Source organism: Amycolatopsis sp. TRM77291 (assembly GCF_054166285.1).
Genome location: NZ_JBSZHF010000001.1, coordinates 5,629,520 through 5,651,237, shown reverse-complemented (window position 1 = coordinate 5,651,237; position 21,718 = coordinate 5,629,520). Strand labels below are relative to the sequence as shown.

General features: G+C 71.0%; 1 protein-coding gene and 1 pseudogene. Both read left to right on the top strand.

Translation table 11 applies throughout. The features are described from left to right. Positions 1–17 precede the first annotated feature (17 nt). A pseudogene (locus ACXIZN_RS25935) lies at positions 18–9,310 on the top strand (amino acid adenylation domain-containing protein). 418 nt (positions 9,311–9,728) lie between these two features. Beyond that, on the top strand, positions 9,729–21,698 hold the full coding sequence (locus tag ACXIZN_RS25930) for an amino acid adenylation domain-containing protein (protein WP_457957406.1): 11,970 nt from the start codon (positions 9,729–9,731) through the stop codon (positions 21,696–21,698). The last annotated feature ends 20 nt before the right edge of the window (positions 21,699–21,718 follow it).

Genomic DNA, 21,718 nt, shown 5'->3' with positions numbered 1-21,718 from the left:
CGCAGGCCGCACCGACGGTGCTCGATCTCTTCGCCAGGCAGGTGCACCGGGCCCCCGGCGCGGTGGCCGTGGCCGACGGGGACCGGATCCTGACCTACCGCGAGCTCGACGAGCTCGCGGGCAGGCTGTCCGGCCGGTTGGCCGCCCGTGGCGCCCGCCGGGTCGCGGTGATGCTCGACCGCTCGGCGGATCTGCTGGTCGCGCTGCTCGCCGTCTGGAAGGCGGGCGCGGCGTACGTGCCGGTGGACGCCTCGTATCCAGCGCCGCGGGTGGCGTTCATGGTCGCGGATTCGGGTGCGTCCCTGATGCTGTGCTCGGCCGGGACGCGTGACAGCGTCCCGGACGGGATCGAGGCGATCACCGTCGCGGACGAGGCGGGCGACGTCGCGGTGGTTCCGGCGAGCCCGGAGGACCTGGCGTACGTGATGTACACGTCCGGCTCGACGGGCAAGCCGAAGGGCGTCGCCGTCCCGCATTCCAGCGTCGCGGAACTGGTCGGGGATCCCGGCTGGGCGATGGGACCCGACGACGCGGTCCTCATGCACGCGCCGCATTCCTTCGACGCGTCCCTGTGCGAGATCTGGGTGCCGCTGGTGTCGGGTGCCCGGGTGGTGATCGCCGCGCCGGGGCCGGTGGACGCCCGCCGGCTGCGGGAGGCCGTCGCGGGCGGGGTGACGCGGGCGCATCTCACCGCCGGCAGTTTCCGCGCGGTGGCGGAGGAAGCGCCGGAGTCGTTCGCGGGGCTGCGCGAGATCCTGACCGGCGGGGACCTGGTGCCCGCGCACGCGGTGGACCGGGTGCGCCACGCCGCGCCCGGCGCGCGGATCCGGCACCTGTACGGGCCGACGGAAACGACGCTGTGCGCCACCTGGCACGTGCTCGAACCGGAGGACGACCCGGTGGCGGTCCTGCCGATCGGCCGTCCGCTCGCCGGGCGGCAGGCCTGGGTGCTCGACGACTCGCTGCGGCCGGTCACCCCGGACGTGGTCGGCGAGCTGTACCTGTCCGGTGCCGGGCTGGCCGACGGCTACCTCGACCGGCCCGGGCTGACGGCGGAGCGGTTCGTGGCGGATCCGTTCGCGCCGGGCAAGAGGATGTACCGCACCGGTGACCTCGCGAAATGGACACCGGACGGCGAACTGCTCTTCGCGGGCCGCGTCGACGACCAGGTGAAGATCCGCGGGTTCCGGATCGAACCCGGTGAGGTCGAGGCCGCGATGACCGCGCAGCCGGACGTCCACGAGGCCGTCGTGGTGCCGATCGACGGCCGCCTGATCGGTTATGTGGTGGCGGACGTGGAACCCGCGCTCGTCCGCGAGCGGCTTCAAGCGGTCCTGCCCGACTATCTGGTCCCGGCCGTGGTACTGGCGGTGGCCGCGTTGCCGTTGACCGGCAACGGCAAGGTGGACCGGGCGGCGTTGCCCGCGCCCGATTTCACCGCGAAGGCCGAGGGACGCGAACCCGTCACCGAGCCGGAGCGTGTCCTTTGTGGACTGTTCGCCGAGGTGCTCGGCATCGAGCGGGTGGGCGTCGACGACGGCTTCTTCGAGCTGGGCGGGGATTCGATCCTCGCGGTGCGCGTCGCGGCCCGTGCGGCGAAGGCCGGTCTGCTGGTGACGCCGTCGCAGATCTTCGGCGAGCGGACTCCCGCGCGGCTGGCCGCGGTGGCGGGTGCCGTGGAGGACCGGCCCGTCGAGGGCCCTCTGGTCGAGCTGACCGCGGAAGACGAGACGGAACTGGCGGCCTCGGTCCCGGACGCCGTCGAGGTCTGGCCGCTCGCGCCGCTCCAGGCGGGCCTGCTCTTCCAGACGACCCTCGACGACCAGGGTCCCGACATCTACCAGACCCAGTGGATCGTCGAGCTGACCGGACCGCTGGACGTGGCCAGGCTGCGGTCGGTGTGGGAGGCGGTCTTCGCCCGGCACCCCGAACTCCGGCTGACCTTCCACCGCCTCGCGTCGGGCAAGGCGGTGCAGGCCGTCGCCGGCCGTGTCGAGCTGCCGTGGCGCGAGGTCGACCTGTCCGGCGCCGGCGATGTCGAAGAGGCTGTCAAGGCGCTGTCCTCGGCGGAACAGCGGGACCGGTTCGACCTCGCCAAGGCGCCGCTGTTCCGGCTCGTGCTGATCAAGGTCGCCGAGGAGCGGTATCGGCTGCTGGTGGTCAACCACCACATCCTCACCGACGGCTGGTCGGTGGCGGTGATCCTCAACGAGGTGTCCGAGGCCTATACGTCAGGCGGTTTCCCGGACCGGACGGCCGCCTCGTACCGTGACTATCTGGCGTGGTTGGACAGGCAGGACAAGGACGCGGCACGCGCGGCCTGGCAGGCGGAGCTGTCGGATATCGATGTGCCCGTCCTGGTCGCCAAGTCGGACACGGCGACGGACTACGACTACCGCGTCACCCATCTCGCGCCGGAGCTGTACGACCGGCTCACGGGTTTCGCGCGCGACCACGGGCTGACGCTCAACACGGTGGTGCAGGGCGCCTGGGCGCTGGTCTTGGCGCGGCTCGCACGGCGGACCGACGTCGTGTTCGGCACCACGGTCGCCTGCCGTCCCGCCGAACTCCCTGGCGTCGAGTCGATGCCGGGGCTGATGATGAACACGATCCCGGTGCGGGTCTCACTGGACGGCGGACAGTCCGTTGTGGACATGCTCACCGGCCTGCAGCGGCGTCAGGTCGAGCTGATGCCGCACCAGCATCTGGGGCTGACGGAGATCCAGAAGACGGCCGGACCGGGCGCGATGTTCGACACGCTGCTGGTGTTCGAGAACTACCCGCGGGATTTCGCCGACCAGTTCTCGTATCTGGGCACAGTCGAAGGGACCCACTACCCGGTGACGGTCGGGGTGATCCCGGGCGAGGAGTTCCGGATCCAGCTCGCCTACTGGCGCGGGCAGATCGACGAGGCCGTCGCCGACTCCCTGCTGGATTGGTTCGCCGGAGCGCTCGGCGCGGTCGTCGAGGATCCGTCCGCGCTCGTCGGACGGACCGGGATGGGCGAGATCCCGTTGCCCCGCTGGGCACCCGCGCTGATCGACGGCGAGCCGCTGCCGGAGCTGATCGGGCGGATGGCGGCCGAGCGGCCGGACGCGGTGGCGGTCACGGACGGCGAAGGCGACCTGACCTACGCGGAACTCTGGGACCGCGCGACCAGGTTCGCCGCCGTCCTGCGGGCGGCGGGCGTCGACCGGGAGCGCCGGGTCGGACTGGTGGCCGGACGGTCCGCGTGGTGGCTGATCGGGATGCTCGGAGTGTCGCTTTCGGGCGGCGTCTTCGTCCCGGTGGACCCCGCGTACCCGGCCGAGCGGGTGAAGCTGATCTTCGGCAGCGCGGATCCGATGCTGGTGGTGTGCCAGGGAAAGACGCGCGACGCGGTACCGGAGGAATTCGCGGACCGCGTCGTCGTGCTCGACGACCTCGACCTGGCGGCGGCCCCGGACGTGGTCTTGCCGAAGGTGGGGATGCGCGACGCGGCGTACGTGATCTACACGTCGGGATCGACCGGAACCCCGAAGGGCGTGATCGTCACCTACTCGGGCCTGGGCAACCTGGCGATGGCGCATATCGAGCGGCTGGCCGTGACGCCGTCGTCGCGTGTCCTGCAGTTCGCGGCGCTCGGCTTCGACACCATCGTGTCCGAGGTGATGATGGCGCTGCTTTCCGGGGCGACGCTGGTGATGCCGCCGGACGAGGATCTGCCGCCGCAGGCGTCGCTGAGCGACACGCTGGAGCGGTGGGACGTCACGCACGTGAAGGCTCCGCCGTCGGTGCTGGCCACCGTCGACGTGTTCCCGGCCGGGGTCGAGACGGTGACCGCGGCGGGGGAGCTCTGCCCGCCGGGGCTGGTGGACCGGCTTTCGGCCGACCGCCGGATGCTCAACGCCTACGGGCCCACCGAGACCACGATCTGCGCGACGGTGAGCATGCCGCTGGCGCCGCGCGGCGAGGTGATCCCGTTCGGCGGGCCGATCGCCGGGGTGCGCGGCTATCTGCTGGACGCGTTCCTGCGGCCGTTGCCGCGCGGAGTCGTCGGTGAGCTGTATCTGGCGGGAATCGGGGTGGCGCGGGGTTATCTGGGCCGCGCGGCGCTGACTTCGGAGCGGTTCGTCGCGGATCCGTTCGTTCCCGGTGAGCGGATGTACCGGACGGGTGACCTGGCTTATTGGACGGACGAGGACGAGCTGGTGTCCGCCGGCCGGGCCGACGACCAGGTCAAGATCCGGGGGTTCCGGGTAGAGCCGCGCGAGATCGAGTTCGCGTTGTCCGACGATCCACGAGTCACGCAGGCGACGGTGACGGTTCGCCAGGGGCGTTTGGTCGCCTACGTGTCGCCGGGCGACGTCGACCCGGAGGCGCTGCGGACCGGACTCGCCGAACGGATGCCCGCGTACATGGTGCCCGCGGCGGTGATGGCACTCGACGTCCTGCCGCTGACCGCGCACGGGAAGATCGACCGGAAGGCGTTGCCCGAACCGGATTTCTCGTCGAAGACGGTCGGCAGGGAACCCGCGACCGAGGCCGAGCGGATCCTGTGCGAGGTCTTCGCCGAGGTGCTCGGGCTGGCGCGGGTCGGGGTCGAGGACAGTTTCTTCGAGCTGGGCGGGGATTCGATCTCGTCCATGCAGGTCGCGTCCCGAGCGCGTCGTGACGGGATCGCGCTGACTCCGAAGCAGGTGTTCGAACACCGGACTCCGGAACGGCTCGCGCAGCTGGTGGTGAAAGCGCTTGTGCCACAGCAGGAATCGAACGCGGACGGGGTTGGTGAAATCCCGTTGACGCCGGTGATGCGGCTGTTCGGGGACGGCGCCGCGGCGCCGGGCTTCGCGCAGTGGATGGTACTGGGCGCTCCGGCGGACTTGACGGAAGAGACGTTGGCCGCCGGACTCTCGGCGGTGCTGGACACGCACGACATGCTGCGGGCGCGGATGGTCGACGGGCGGCTGGTGGTCGGCGAGCGTGGCTCTGCGGGGACTTTCACCCGCGTGAAGGCCGACGACAGCACGCTGGATGAAGTGGCGCGGGAGGCCGTCGCGCGGCTGGATCCCGCCGCGGGCGTGGTCGTCCAAATTGTGTGGTTGGACGCCGGACCGGACCGGGTCGGACGTCTGATCGTGGTGGCGCACCATCTCGTGGTCGACGGGGTTTCGTGGCGCGTCCTGGCGGCGGACCTGCGAACGGCGTGCGAGGCCGCGGCGGCCGGGCGGAAACCGGAACTGGAGCCGGTGGCCGTGTCGTTCCGCCGGTGGGCGGGCCTGCTTCAGGAGTGGGCGTTCTCCGCCGAGCGGGTCGCGGAACTCCCGGCGTGGCAAGCGATTCTCGGCCAAGGCGAACAGCCGGAGCCGGCGGGCGCCGTGCGCTCGAAGTCGTGGGTGGTGCCTTCCGCCCAGACATCGGTGCTGGTGGGGCGGGCCCCGGTGGTGTTTCACTGCGGCGTGCACGAGGTCCTGCTGGCTGGGCTCGCGGGAGCGGTGGCCAGGTGGAGCGCGTCGGAGTCGGTACTGGTGGACGTCGAGGGCCACGGCCGTCATCCCGCCGAGGGAATGGACCTGTCGAGGACGGTGGGCTGGTTCACCAGCACGCATCCGGTGCGGCTCGACGTCTCCGGGATCGACCTGGACGGGGTGCTCGCCGGTGACGCGGCAGCCGGGACGTTGCTGAAGGCGGTCAAGGAACAGTCGCGCGCGGTGCCCGGCGACGGGCTCGGGTACGGGTTGCTGCGCCATCTCAACGCCGAGACCGAGCCGGTGCTGGCGGCGTTGCCTTCGGCGCGCATCGGGTTCAACTACCTCGGCCGGTTCGCCGCCGGTGAGAGTGGCGAGGTGCGGGCGTGGCAGCAGGTCGGCGAGATCGGCGGCTCGATCGACGCGGACATGCGGCTGCCGCACGCGCTGGACGTCAACGCGATCGTCCAGGATCTGCCGGGCGGGCCGGAACTGATCCTCCTGCTCGAATGGTCGGACGACGTGTTCGACGAAGCCGGAATCGAACGACTGGTCCAGGAACTGCTGGCCGTGTTGTCCGGACTGGCCTCCCAAGCGGAAGACCCCGCCGCCGGCGGGCACACCGCATCCGATTTCGGTCTCCTCGAATTGGACCAGGACGAGATCGAGACCTTCGAAGCATTGGCAGCGGAACTCAGCGAAGGCCGGGCATCGTGAACACTTCGACGACAACCTCTGGATCGGCACTGGCCGAAGTCTGGCCGCTTTCCCCGATGCAGGCGGGCATGCTCTACCACGCGTCCTTGGACGACGAGGCACCCGACATCCACCTCATCCAGCAGACGCAGATCATCGACGGACCACTGGACACCGAACGGTTCCGGAAGGCCTGGGAGACCGTCCTCGCGAGACACGCAGCACTGCGGGCGAGCTTCCAGCGGCGGAAGAACGGCGAGACGATCCAGCTCATCCCGCGCGAGGTCAAGCTTCCCTGGGCCGAACGCGATCTGTCCGATCTGTCCGAAGTGGACGCGCTGGCCGAGGTGACCGCGATCGCGGAGAAGGAACGCTCCACGCGGTTCGACCTCACGCGGCCGCCGTTGCTGCGGCTGATGCTGATCCGGCTCGGCCCGGACAAGCACTGCCTGGTGACCACGAGCCATCACCTGCTCATCGACGGCTGGTCGCGGGCGCTCATCGAGGCGGATCTCCTGGAGGTCTACGCGACGGGTGGCGTCGCGCGTGCCCCGGGTTCCTACGGGAATTACCTCGCCTGGCTGGGAAAGCAGGACAAGGAGGCGGCCAAGGCGGCGTGGCGCGCGGAACTGGACGGGGCCGACGGAACGTCGCTCGGGCTTCCGGAGACGCCCGGGAAGGCGCATGGACTGCCGTCGAGCGAGGTCGTCCGTCATTCGCCGGAGTTCACCTCCGCGCTGGCCGAGTTCGCCCGCCGCAACGGGTTGACGTTCAACACGCTCGTGCAGGGCGCGTGGTCGCTGGTGCTGGCGAGGCTGGCGCGCCGTCAGGACGTCGTGTTCGGCGCGGTGGTCTCCGGGCGTCCCGCCGAATTGCCCGGCGCGGAGCAGACCGTGGGGTTGTTCATCAACACCGTGCCTGTCCGGGTGCGGTTGGACGCCGGCCAGCCGGTGTTGCGCATGCTCACCGAACTGCAGGGACGGCAGTCGGAGATGATGGCGCACCACCATCTCGGCCTGCCGGAGATCCAGAAGCTGGGCGAGGCGGGTTTCGACACGATCGTGGTGTTCGAGAACTATGCCGACCCGGCGACCGGCTCGCCGTCCGAGCTCAGCCTGACTTTGCGCGACTTCAACCAGGCGACGCCGTACGCGATGACCCTCGGTGTGATGCCGGGCGAAAGCCTCGAGATCGAACTGCAGTATCACGCCGTCGAAGCCTCGGTCGCCAAGGCGGCGCTGGACGGGCTCACCCTCGTGCTGGAGCGGATCATCGCGGCGCCGGGGACACCGGTCGGCAGGCTGGACGTGCTGGGCGACGCCGGCCGCGAGCTGGTGGTCGAGCGCTGGAACGAGACGGACGACATCGTGGACGCGTCGTCGGCGGTGGAGTTGTTCGGCCGTCAGGTGGCACGGACCCCGCACGCGACGGCGATCGTGTCCGCGGACCGGGAGTATTCGTTCGCGGAACTCGACGAATGGTCCGGCAAACTCGCGACAGTGCTGACCGCGCGGGGCGTGCGGCGTGGCGACCGGGTCGGGGTCGTGGTCGAACGGTCGGCGGAACTGCTGGCGGCCTGGCTCGCGGTGTGGAAGGCCGGTGCGGTGTACGTGCCGATCGATCCGGACTACCCGGCCGAGCGGGTCGCGTTCATGCTGGAGGATTCGTCGGCGGCCGCGGTGGTGTGCCGCGCCGGGACCGCGACGCCGTCCGGATATCCGCGGATCCTCGTGGACGATCAGGTCGAGGGCGAGGCCTCGCTGGTCCCGGTTGGGGCGGACGATCTGGCGTACGTGATGTACACGTCCGGCTCGACTGGAACGCCGAAGGGCGTGGCCGTCCCGCACGGTGCCGTCGCGGCGCTGCTGGGCTACCAGGTGTGGGACCTGCATCCCGGTGACGCGGTGCTGATGCACGCGCCGCACACCTTCGACCCGGCGTTGTACGAGGTCTTGGTGCCGCTCGTGGCGGGCGCGCGGGTGATCCTCGCCGGACCGGGCGTGATCGACGCGGACACCCTCGCCGCGCACGCGGCGCGAGGCCTCACGTCGGTGAACTTCACCGCCGGCCAGTTCCGTGCACTGGTGCAGGAGAAGCCGGACTGTTTCGCGGGCCTGCGCTACTTCCAGACCGGCGGGGACGTGGTGCCGCTCGGCGCGGTGGAGCGGGTGCGGCAGGCGTGTCCGGACCTGCGCGTCCTGCACACCTACGGGCCTACCGAAACGACGTTCTGCGCGTCGTGGAAGGTGATCCGGCCCGGTGACGAGCTGGGCGCGACGCTGCCGATCGGCAAACCGCATCCGGGGCGGCGGCTGTACGTGCTGGACGTCTTCCTGCGGCCGCTGCCGCCGGGCGTCGCGGGCGACCTGTACATCGCGGGCGCCGGGGTCGCGCACGGCTACCTAGGCCGGACCGCGTTGACGGCCGAGCGGTTCGTCGCCGATCCTTTCGCGTCCGGCGAGCGCATGTACCGGACGGGGGATCTGGCGTACTGGAACGACGAAGGCGAACTGGTCTTCGCCGGGCGCGCGGACACGCAGGTCAAGATCCGCGGCTATCGCGTGGAACCGGGCGAGGTCGAGGCGGTGCTGGCGGACCAGCCGGGCGTCGACCAGGCGGTGGTGGCGGTCCGCGACGGACGGCTGATCGGCTACATCGTGTCCGGCGCCGGGGTGGACCCGGTGCGGCTGCGCGACCGGATCGCCGGGCTGCTGCCGGAGTACATGGTGCCGTCGGTGGTGATGACGCTGGCCGCGCTGCCGGTGAACGCGAACGGGAAGGTCGACCGGAAAGCGTTGCCGGAACCCGATTTCAGCGGACACATCGCCGGCAGGGAACCGGTCACGGAGATCGAGCGGCTGCTGTGCGAACTCTTCGCCGAGATGCTCGGGCTGGAACGGGTCGGCGCGGACGACAGCTTCTTCGAGCTGGGCGGGGATTCGATCGTCTCGATGCAGTTGGCGGCGCGGGCCCGGCGCGAGGGGATGACCTTCGGCGCGCGGGAGGTCTTCGAGTACCGGACGCCGGCGGGGCTCGCGTCGTTCGTCGAACTGGGGGAGGAGCCGGACGAGGTGCCCGCGGCGCGGAAACCCGCCGCCGACTTCGAACTGGTCGACATGGGGAAGGACGAGATCGAGGAATTGGAGTCGGAGTTCGACACCGTTTAGGGGTCGGTTTTCGTTTTGGGGTCGTGAGTGGCGTTCCGGGTTAGAACCCGAAACGCCACTCACGACCCCTTTTCGGTTTCGGGCGGCGTGTGGTGGGTGTCTGGGCGTGTCGCGAAAGCCACTTTCGGGACATCAGGCGTCGCGAAAGTGGCTTTCGCGACACCCCGGGGCCGGGTGCGGTGACGTTCAGTAGGGGTGTGTGGAATAGGGACACTCAACGTCCCTATTTCCACACACCCCGCACCACAGGCGCGTTCACGGCAGGGAAACGGGGTCCGTTGGACATGTTGTCCGGGTCGGCCCTTCGGGCGACGATTCGGTGGGGGGACATGCCGCATTCGACGTCGGCGCCTCGGCTTCGCGCAGGGGAATTCGAGCTTGGTTCGCCGAAGAACTTCGCTGATCGAGGGAGAAATTGATGGCTCAGTCGCGGATCGAGGACATCTGGCCGCTGTCGCCGTTGCAGGCAGGGCTGGTCTTCCACGCGGTCTACGACGGTGATGGGCTCGACGTCTACATTGGACACTGGGTCCTGGAGCTCGACGGCCCCGTGGACGCGGCGAGACTGCGCGCGGCGTGGGAAGCGTTGCTGGCGCGGCACGCGTCGCTGCGCGCCTGCTTCCGGCAGCGCAAGACCGGTGAGACGGTGCAGATCATCGCCCGGCAGGTGGAACTGCCCTGGCGCGAGATCGACCTGTCCCACCTCGAAAACCCAGACGCGGCCGTACGGGAGTTGGCCGAGGAGGACCGGACGAAGCGGTTCGACCTCGCGACGGCGCCGCTGCTGCGGCTGGCGTTGATCCGGCTCGGCGACGACAGCCACCGCCTCGTGGTCACGTGCCATCACGCGATCATGGACGCCTGGTCGCTGCCCATCGTGTTCGACGAGCTGTCGGCGCTGTACGCGGCGGCGGAGCTGCCGGAAGTGACGCCGTACCGCGAATATCTCGCGTGGCTGAGCCGCCAGGACAAGACGAAGGCGCTCGCGGCCTGGACGAACGAACTCGGTGACCTCGAAGCGCAGACGCTGGTGGCGCCCGCAGATCCGGGACGAGCGCCCGGCGTTCCCGAGAGCATCGCGGTCGAGCTGCCGTCGGAGCTCACCCGCTCGCTGGAGGATTTGGCCCGCGGCAACGGATTGACGCTCAACACGGTCGTGCAGGGCGCGTGGGCGATGGTGCTCGCGCAGCTTTCCGGCCGCACGGACGTCGTGTTCGGCGCGGTCGTTTCGGCGCGCCCGCCGGATCTTCCCGGCGTCGAGGGGATGGTTGGGCTGTTCCTCAACACCGTCCCGGTGCGCGCGCGGCTTCGCGGTTCGGCGCCGGTCGTCGAGATGCTGGCGGAGCTGCAAAGACGGCAGTCGGCGCTCATCCCTGATCAGTTCGTCGGGCTCGCGGACATCCAGCAGGCCGCCGGACCCGGCGCGAGCTTCGACACCATGATCGTCTTCGAGAACTTCCCGCGCGAGCTCGGCGGGCCGGATTCCGCCGCGCCCTTCGGCATTCGCGTGAACCAGGGCCAGGAGGCGGCGCACTACCCGCTGACGCTGGTCGCCGTCCCCGGCGAGTCGATGCTCGTCAAACTCGACTACCTCACGGACCTGTTCGACGAGGCCGCCGCGCGAGCCATCGTCGAGCGGTTCACCGGTGTGCTGCACCAGCTGTCGCACGATCTCACCGTCGCCGACGTCGACGTCACCACCGCGGCCGAGCGCGAAACGGTCGGCCGGTGGGGTGTGTCGGCCGAGGCCGGACCGAACGTCCTGGCGCCGGATCTGTTCTCGCGTCAGGACGAAAGCGCGATCGCCGTCGTCGCCGGTGACGGGACCCTGTCGTACGGGGAGCTGACCGAGCGCGCCGAGCGGCTCGCGGGCTACTTGAGCGGCAAGGGAGTCCGGCGCGGCGACCGGGTCGCCGTGGTGATGGACCGGTTACCCGACCTGATCGCGACCCTGCTCGCGGTGTGGAAGGCGAGCGCGGCGTACATCCCGCTGGACCCGGCGTACCCGGCGGAACGCGTGAAGTTCATGCTGGCGGACGCCGAGCCGTCGGCGGTCGTGTGCACGGAAGCGCACCGGGACGCCGTCCTGGACGGCGGTCTCGCACCGATCGTCCTCGACGATCCCGAGACCCGGCGGGCGGTCGCGGAGTCCGCCCGGCTGTCGATCGGCGCCACGGCGGACGACGTCGCGTACGTGATGTACACGTCGGGCTCGACGGGCATGCCCAAGGGTGTCGCGGTGTCGCACGGCAACGTCGCGGCGCTGGTCGGCGAACCGGGCTGGGGCGTCGGCCCCGGCGACGCGGTCTTGATGCACGCCTCGCACGCTTTCGACATCTCCCTGTTCGAGCTGTGGGTGCCGCTGGTCTCGGGCGCCCGGGTGGTGCTCGCCGGATCGGGTGCGGTGGACGGCGAGGCGCTGGCAGGCTACGTGGCGGACGGCGTCACGGCCGCTCACCTGACGGCCGGGAGTTTCCGGGTGCTGGCCGAGGAAGCGCCCGAATCGGTCGCCGGGCTGCGCGAGGTGCTGACCGGCGGTGACGCGGTGCCGCCCGCGGCGGTCGAGCGGGTGCGGCGGACGTGCCCGGACGTGCGGGTGCGGCATCTCTACGGGCCCACCGAGGCCACGCTGTGCGCGACGTGGTGGGTGCTCGAACCCGGCGACGACATGGGATCGGTGCTGCCGATCGGCCGCCCGCTCGCGGGACGACGGGTCTACGTGCTCGACGCGTTCCTGCGGCCCGTGCCCGCGGGGCTGCCTGGCGAGCTGTACGTCGCCGGAGCCGGTGTGGCGCAAGGTTATCTGGGCCGTTCGACGCTGACGGCCGAGCGCTTCGTCGCGGATCCGTTCGTGCCCGGCGGGCGGATGTATCGCACCGGAGACCTCGCGTCCTGGACGGAGAACGGCACGCTGGCGTTCGCCGGCCGCGCCGACGACCAGGTGAAGATCCGCGGCTATCGGGTGGAACCAGGGGAGATCGAGGTCGCGCTCGGCCGTCTCCCCGGAGTCGCCCAGGCCGTGGTGATCGCCCGTGGTGAGCAGCTGATCGGGTACGCCGTCCCCGAAGCGGGGCAGGATCTCGACCCGGCGCGCCTGAGCGGACGGCTCGCCGAGACGCTGCCCGAGTTCATGATCCCGGCCGCGATCCTGGTGCTGGACGAACTTCCGCTGACCGTCAACGGCAAGGTGGACCGGCAGACGCTCCCCGAGCCGGACTTCTCCTCGAAGGCGGCGGGCCGCGAACCCGCGACCGAGGACGAGCGAGTCCTTTGTGGAGTATTCGCGGACGTCCTGGGGCTGGAGCGGGTCGGCGTCGAGGACAGCTTCTTCGAGCTGGGTGGCGACTCGATCTCGTCGATGCAGGTGGCCGCCCGCGCCCGGCGGGAGGGGATCTCCCTGACGCCGCGGCTGGTGTTCGAGCACCGGACGCCCGAGCGGCTTGCGGCGCTGGCCAAGGAAACCGCAGCACCGTCCACAGTGGAGTCAGGGGTCGGCGAGATCCCGATGACGCCGGTGATGCTCGCCCTCGGCGAGAACGCCGTGCGCCCCGGCTTCGCGCAGGCACGGGTGATCGTCACCCCTGCGGATTTCGACAAGAAGACGCTGGTCAAGGCCGTGCAGGCGCTGCTGGCCACGCACGACCTGCTGCGGGCCCGGGTGGAAGCGGGACGGCTGATCGTGCCCGAGCCTGGTGCGGTCGACGCGGCCGCCCTGGTGACACGGGTGGTCGCGGAGAACCTGGACGAGGCCGCCGAACGCGAGGTCCGGACGGCGACGGCCACGCTGGACCCGGCGGCCGGGGCGATGCTGCGCGTGGTGTGGATCGACTCTCCTGACACCGGGGAGGGACGGCTTGCGCTGGTGGCACATCACCTGGCCGTCGACGCGGTCTCGTGGGGGATCCTGCTGCCCGATCTGCGCTCGGCCTACGAAGGCGCGGCGCTCGAACCCGTGGCGACGCCCTACCGGCAGTGGGCGCGGCGGCTGGCCGAGCAGGCGCGCGAGGAGCGCACCGTGGCCGAAACCGAACGTTGGACCGCCCTCCTCGACGGTGCGGAACCGGCCGTGGAACCGAGCCCGGGCAAGACGCACTCGTGGTCCGCGACGGTGTCCGGCGACGCGGCGAACGACCTGCTGACCCGGCTGCCGAACGCCTTCCACTGCGGGATCCAGGACGTCCTGCTGGCGGGCCTCGCGGGTGCGGTGACGCGGCTGCGCGGGAGCGGCGCGCTGCTGGTGGACGTCGAAGGCCACGGCCGCGAGGCCGCCGACGGCGAAGACCTGCTGCGCACCGTGGGCTGGTTCACCAGCGTGCATCCTGTCCGCTTCGACGTCACCGCGGGGGACTTGCTGAGGACCGCCAAGGAACAGATCCGTGCGGTTCCCGGCGACGGGCTCGGCTACGGGCTCCTGCGGTACCTCAACCCCGACACCGGCGCCCGGCTCGCGGAGCTGCCGTCCGCGCAGATCGGCTTCAACTACCTCGGCCGGACAAGCCTTTCCGCCAAGGACCCGGCGTGGCAGCCGGCGGGTGAAGGGCCGCTCGGTGGTGGCCCGGACATGATCCTGGCCCACCCCGTCGAGGTCGGCGCGGAGGTCCAGGACACGCCGGACGGGCCCCGGCTGGGGCTCGCCATCGACGGCCGGGACGTCGACCCCGCCACGGTGGAACGCCTCGGGGAGGCCTGGCTGGCGACGCTGAACGCGCTCGCCGCCGATTCCACCGGTGGGCACACGCCGTCCGACTTCGCGCTCGTCGAGCTGGCGCAGCAGGACGTGACCGAGCTGGAAGCCGCGACGCCGGGGCTGACCGACATCTGGCCGCTTTCGCCGTTGCAGGAAGGCATGCTCTTCGAGCGGGCCGTCGCCGACGACGGTGTCGACGTCTACCAGAGCCAGCGGATCCTCGACCTCGACGGGCCACTCGACGCCGAGCGGCTGCGCGCCGCGTGGAACCAGGTGGTCGCCCGGCACGAGACGTTGCGGACCGGTTTCCACCAGCTGGCTTCCGGCGAGCCGGTGCAGGTCGTCGCTGCCGAAGCGGAAATCCCTTGGCGCATGGTCGATCTGTCACACGTCGGGGAGGCGGACGCGGCCGCGGAGATCGAACGGCTGCTCGCCGAGGACCAGGCCGAGCGGTTCGACGTGACCAAGGCGCCGCTGCTGCGGCTGATGCTGATCAAGCTGAGCCCGGTGCGGCACCGGTTCGTGCTGACCTCGCACCACGTCCTCCTCGACGGCTGGTCCACGCCGCTCGTCCTGGGTGAGGTGTCGATCGCGTACGCGGGCGGGCAAGCGCCGTCGAAGACACCGTCCTATCGGGACTATCTGACGTGGCTGAGCCGCCAGGACGTCCAGGCGACGCAGGCGGCGTGGCGGGCGGAACTCGCCGGTTCCGACGAGCCGACCGTGGTGGACGCCGACGCGGACAAGGCGATGATCGTGCCGGGTGAGCACGCGGAATCGGTGTCCGAGGCGGCGACGCGGGCGCTCACCGGTTTCGCCCGCGGTCACGGCCTGACCCTGAGCACGATCGTGCAGGGCGCGTGGGCGCTGGTGCTGTCGCGGCTCGCGGGCCGGACGGACGTCGTGTTCGGGACGGTCGTCTCCGGCCGTCCGGCGGACGTGCAGGACGTGGAACAGATGGTGGGGATGTTCATCAACACCGTCCCGGTCCGCGTGCGGCTCGACGGCGACCTGCCGGTGCTGGAAATGCTCCAGGACCTGCAGGCCCGGCAGTCCGCGTTGACCGAGCACCAGTACCTGGGGCTGTCACAGGTGCAGCGCGCGGCGGGTTCGGGCGCGGTCTTCGACACCATCGTGATGATCGAGAACTACCCGCACGACGCCGACGGTCTCGGCGACGACGGCGGTGTTTCGATCAGCTCGGTCGAGACCAGGACCGGCACCGGCTACCCGCTGACCATGAGCGTTTCGCCCGGCAAGAGCCTGCGGATCCGCGTGGCCTACCGGCCCGACCGGATCGAGGCGGGAACGGCGGCCGAGGTCGCCCGGCAGGTCGTGCGGGTGCTGGAGCGGGTGTCGGCGGAGGCCTCGCTTCCCGTGGGGCGCCTCGGGGTGACGAGCGAACCGGCGCGCGAGTCCGTGGTGGAGCGGTGGAACGCGACGGGCGAGGCGACCACGGGTGTCACGGTGCCGGAGCTGTTCCGGCGGCGGGCCGCGGAATCCCCCGAAGCGGTGGCGGTCGTCGATGGTGACCGCACGCTGTCCTACGCCGAACTCGACCGGGAATCCGATGGGCTGGCCGGGTATCTGGCCGCACGCGGGGTGCTGCGCGGTGACCGCGTCGGTGTCGTGATGGAGCGCGGCGCGGATCTGATCGTCGCCCTGCTCGCGGTCTGGAAGGCCGGTGCGGCGCAGGTTCCGGTGAACGTGGACTACCCCGCGGAACGGATCGAGCGGATGCTGGCCGATTCCGGTGCGGCGCTGGCGATCTGCGTGGCGGCTAGCCGCGACGCGGTGCCGGACGGCGTCGAGCGGGTGGTCATGGGCGCGACGGAGCACGCGGCGCCGCCGGTCATCGTCGGCGCGCACGACACGGCTTACGTGATGTACACGTCGGGATCGACCGGGGTGCCGAAGGGTGTTTCGGTGCCGCACGGCAGTGTCGCGGCGCTCGCGGGCGACCCGGGCTGGTCGCAGGGGCCAGGAGATCGCGTGCTGCTGCACGCTTCCCACGCGTTCGACGCGTCGCTGGTCGAGATCTGGGTGCCGCTGGTCAGCGGGGCCGCCGTGGTCGTCGCGGAACCGGGCGCGGTCGACGCGCAGCGGGTGCGGGAAGCGGTCGAACGCGGTGTCACCACTGTCCACTTGACCGCCGGGACTTTCCGCGTGGTGGCCGAGGAAGCGCCGGAATCCTTCACCGGGCTGCGGGAGATCCTGACCGGTGGCGACGCGGTGCCGCTCGCCTCCGTCGAGCGGATGCGCCGCGCCTGCCCGGACGTCCGGTTCCGGCAGCTGTACGGACCCACCGAAATCACGCTGTGCGCCACCTGGCTCGTCCTCGAACCGGGTGCCGAGACGGGCAGTGTCCTGCCGATCGGCGGACCGCTGGCCGGCAGGCAGGCGTACGTGCTCGACGCGTTCCTGCAGCCGGTGGCGCCGGGCGTGACCGGTGAGCTGTACCTCGCCGGTGCCGGTCTGGCGCACGGTTATCAGGGCGCTCCGACCGCGACGGCGCAGCGCTTCGTCGCGAACCCGTTCGCGGCCGGTGAGCGCATGTACCGCACGGGCGACCTCGCGCGCTGGACCGACGACGGCGAGCTGCTGTTCGGCGGCCGGGCCGACTCCCAGGTGAAGATCCGGGGCTACCGCGTCGAACCGGGCGAGATCGAAGTGGCGCTGACCGCGCTGCCCGACGTCGCGCAGGCCGTCGTGGTGGCGCGGGAGGAACGTCCCGGCGAGAAGCGGCTGATCGCCTACGTCACCGCGGAACCGGGACTGGAATCCGAAGCGGTCCGCACCCGGCTCGCGGAGCGGCTGCCGGAGTTCATGGTGCCCGCGGTGGTGCTGGTGCTGGACACCTTCCCGTTGACCCTCAACGGAAAGATCGACCGCGCCGCCCTGCCCGCCCCCGAATTCGCCGGGAAACCGGCGGGCCGCGAACCGCGGACCGAGGCCGAACGCGTCATGACCGATCTCTTCGCCGAAATCCTCGGCCTTGACCGGGTCGGCGCGGACGACAGCTTCTTCGAACTGGGCGGCGACTCGATCCTGTCGATGCGGCTGGCCGCCCGCGCCCGGCGCGAGGACTTCGTCTTCGGTGCCAAGCAGGTCTTCGAGCAGAAGACCCCCGCGGGGATCGCGGCGGTCGCCGAGCGCGGCGTGCAGGAGACCGAGGTCACCGACGGTGTCGGCGAGGTGCCGTGGACGCCGGTCGTACGGGCGCTGCTCGAACGCGATCCCGGCGCGATGTCGCGGGGCGCGCTGGCGCAGTGGGTGACGGCGAGCGTGCCCGGCGACCTTTCTCTCGAGGTGCTGACGGCCGGGCTGCGTGCGGTGATCGACACCCACGACCTGCTGCGGAGCCAGGTGATCGATTCCCGCCTGGTCGTGGCCGGACGCGGAACCGTCGACGCGGCGGCGCTGCTCCAGCGGGTCGAGGCCGGAGCCGGCGACCTCGACGAAATCGCGGAGCGCCACGCGCACGAGGCCGCCGGACGGCTTGACCCCGTCGCGGGCGTGATGCTCCAGGCCGTTTGGGTGGATGCCGGCTCCGAGGGACGGCTCGTGCTGGCCGCCCATCACCTCGCGGTCGATGTGGTGTCGTGGCGTGTCCTGCTGGCGGATCTGCAAGCGGCGTGCGAGGAACCGGTGCTCGATCCGCCGCCCGTTTCGTTCCGGCGCTGGGCGCGGACGCTGGCCGGCCAGGCGGCGTCGCGGACCGGGGAACTGGAGCTGTGGACGGAAATCCTCGGCGGTGCGGAGGCGAGGGTCGGCGAACTCGACCCTCAGCGCGACACCATCGCGACGTCGGGACGCCGCTCGTGGACCTTGCCGCGGGACCGCGCGAGCGTGCTCGTCGAGAAGACCACCACGGCCTTCCACTGCGGCGTCCACGAGGTTCTGCTGGCGACCCTCGCCGGTGCGGTCACCCGGTGGCGTGGTGGCACCGCCGTCGTGGTGGACGTCGAAGGCCACGGCCGTGAGCCCCTCGACGGGATGGACCTGTCGCGGACGCTCGGCTGGTTCACCGATGTCCATCCGCTCCGGTTGGACACCGCCGAGGCGGACACGCCTGGCCGGTTGCTGAAGCAGGTCAAGGAGAACGTGCGAGCGGTGCCCGACGGCGGTCTCGGCTACGGGATGCTGCGGTATCTCGACGCGGAGACCGGGAAGGCGCTGGCGGCGCTGCCGTCACCGGAGATCGGCTTCAACTACCTCGGGCGGTTCTCGGCCCGGCCCGAAGGTGACGCGGAACCCTGGCAACTGGCCGGGACCATCGGCGGCACGGCGGAGGACGACCTGCCGCTGCGGCACGCCGTCGAGATCGACGCGGTCGTGCTCGACGGGGAATTCACGCTGACCCTGACCTGGGCGGAACGCCTGCTCACGGAGGCTGACGCGGAGGCGCTCGGCCAGGCGTGGCTGGACATGCTGACCGGGCTGGCCCTCCACACGGAGAGCGGCGCGGGCGGGCACACGCCGTCGGACTTCCCGCTCATCACGCTGACCCAGCAGGAAGTGACGGACGTCGAGGCGCTCGTACCGAGCCTGGCCGACATCTGGCCGCTTTCCCCGCTGCAGGAAGGGTTGCTGTTCCACGCGGTCGACGAGCGCGGGCCGGACGTCTACGCCGGTATCCGCGACATCATCCTCGACGGGCCGCTGGACGTCGCCCGGTTCCGCGCGGCGTGGCAGACTCTGCTCGACCGGCATCCCGCGCTGCGGGCGGGTTTCCACCGCCTCGGCTCGGGGACCGCCGTCCAGGCCGTCGTCCGCGATGTTCCGGTGCCGTGGCAGGAAACCGACCTGTCCCACCTGCCCGAGGACGAGGCGCTGGCGGAATTCGAGCGGATCGCGGCGGCATCGCACGCCGAGCGGTTCGACCTGGCGAATGCGCCGCTGCTGCACCTGCATCTGGTGCGGTTCGGCGATCGCAGGCACCGGCTGGTGCTCAGGTCGCACCACATCTCGGCCGACGGCTGGTCGCTGCCGGTGTTCCTCGGCGAGGTGATGGCAGCGTACGAAGATGACCGGCAGCTGCCCACTCCGACGTCGTACCGCGAGTACCTCGCCTGGCTTTCCCGCCAGGACAAGGCGGCCGCGAAGGAGGCGTGGCGGACCGAACTCGCCGGGCTCGACGAGGCGACCCACGTGGTGCCGCCGGACACGATCGCCGTGCCCATCGAGCCGGATCGCGTCCGCTTCGAACTCGACGACGACCTCAGCGGCCGCCTGATGGAGTTCACCCGGCGGCACGGCGTCACGACGAACACGCTTTTCCAAGGCGTGTGGGCACTTCTGCTGGCCAGGCTGACCGGACGCGACGACGTCGTCTTCGGGACCACGGTGGCCGGTCGGCCGGTCGAGATCCCCGGGGTCGAATCCGCGGTCGGCCTGTTCATGAACATGCTGCCGGTCCGGGCGCGGCTCACCGGCGCCCAGCCGTTCCTGGAGATGCTGGCGGATCTGCAAGCACGCCAGGTCGCGCTGATGCCGCACCAGCACGTCGGGCTGACCGAGATCAACCAGCTCGCCGGCCCCGGCGCGGCCTTCGACACGATCGTGGTGTTCGAGAACTACCCGCCGCCGCCCCCGCCGTCCGACGATCCCGACGTCCTGGCCCTGCGCCCGGCGGGGATCCCGGACGACACCGGGCACTATCCGTTGTCGATCCGCGCTTCCGAAGGCGGCGGCGTGCACGGCGAGGTCATCTACCGGCCGGACGTTTTCGACCGGACGCGGATCGAGGAGATCGTCGCTTCGATCATCCGGGCGCTCGACCAGGTGGTCACCGAGCCGCGGATCCCGGTCGGGCGGGTCGCCCTGATCGGGCCCGAGCAGCGCCGTCTGGTGATCGAGGAGTGGAACCGGACCGAGGTGCCGTTCGAGGCCGAGGCGCTGCCGGTGCTGTTCCGCCGTCAGGTGGAGCGGTCGCGCGACGCGGCGGCGATCGAGGACGCGAAGCGGACCCTGAGCTACGGCGAACTGCTCGGCGAGGTCGAGACGCTGGCGCGACTGCTTGTCGGGCTGGGTGTCCGGCGGGAGTCCCGGGTCGGGGTGCTGGTCGAACGGTCGGCCGAACTCGTGGTGACCATGATGGGCGTGACGTTCGCCGGCGGGGCGTTCGTCCCGGTCGACCCGGACTATCCGGCCGAGCGGATCGAGCTGATGCTGACCAGTTCGGCGCCGCAGGTGCTGGTCTGCACGTCGGCCACCCGGGCGGTCGTGCCCGAGAAGTTCGACGGCGAAATCCTGCTGCTGGACGAACTTCCCGCCGCGGATCCGTCGGTCGTGCTGCCGTCGGTGAAGACGACCGACGCGGCGTACGTGATCTACACGTCCGGGTCGACAGGGGTGCCGAAGGGCGTCCAGGTCACGCATTCCGGGCTGGGGAACCTGGCGACCGCGCATATCGAACGCCTTGGTGTGACGTCGTCCTCGCGGGTGCTGCAGTTGTCCGCGATCGGCTTCGACGCCATTGTCTCCGAGCTGTACATGTCCTTGCTGGCCGGTGCGACCCTGGTGCTGGCCGACGCGGAGAGCATGCCGCCGCGGGTGACCCTCGGCGACGCGCTGCGGCAGTGGGGGATCACGCATCTCACGGTGTCGCCGAGTGTGCTGGCGGTGGAGGAGGATCTGCCGGACACGCTGCGCGGCGTGCTGACCGGCGGCGAGGTGTGCACCCCCGCGCTGGTCGACCGCTGGTCGCCGGGGCGCCGGTTCATCAACGCGTACGGCCCCACCGAGACGACGATCTGCTCGACCATGAGCGCCCCGTTGTCGCCGGGGCACGAGGTCGTCCCGCTCGGCGGCCCGATCCGGAACGTGAAGCACTACATCCTCGACGCGTACCTGCAGCCGGTGCCGCCGGGCGTGGCGGGCGAGCTGTACATCGCCGGCGCCGGACTCGCCCGCGGGTATCTCGGGCGGCCGGGGCTGACGTCGGAACGGTTCGTCGCCGACCCGTTCACGCCGGGCGAGCGCATGTACCGCTCCGGCGACCGGTTCCGCTGGGATCCCGACGGCGAGCTGATCTTCGTCGGCCGGGTCGACGCGCAGGTCAAGGTGCGCGGCTACCGGGTCGAGCCCGCGGAGATCGAGAACGTGCTGGCCGGACATCCGGGCGTCGCGCAGGTCGCGGTCGCCGTGCACCGGGACGGGCCGGGCGACAAACGGCTGGTGGCGTACGTGGTGCCCTCGGACGAGGCCGACGTTTCGCTCACCTCGGTGCTGCGCGAGATGGCGGCCGCCCGGCTGCCGGAGTACATGATGCCCGCGGCGTTCGTGGCGCTGGAGAAGATGCCGCTCACCCCGAACGGCAAGCTCGACCACCGGGCGCTCCAGGCGCCCGATTTCTCCGGCATGTCCTCCGGCCGCGACCCGCGCACGGCCATGGAGGCGAAGCTGTGCGAGCTGTTCGCGGAGGTGCTCGGCCTGGAGCAGGTCGGGCCCGACGACAGTTTCTTCGAACTCGGCGGCGACTCGATCATCTCGATGCAGCTGTCGGCCCGCGCCCGCCGCGAAGGGCTGGAACTGAGCCCGTGGCAGGTGTTCGAAGAGAAGACACCGGAACGGCTGGCGACGCTCGTCAAGGAGATCCCGCCCGAGGGCGAGGCAGCCCCGGAACCGGAACCCGACGGGGGCTCGCTCGTCGCCCTTTCCCCAGACCAGCTGGACCAGCTCGAGGCCGGGTTCTCGTGATCAGACACCGCACTCGCGTG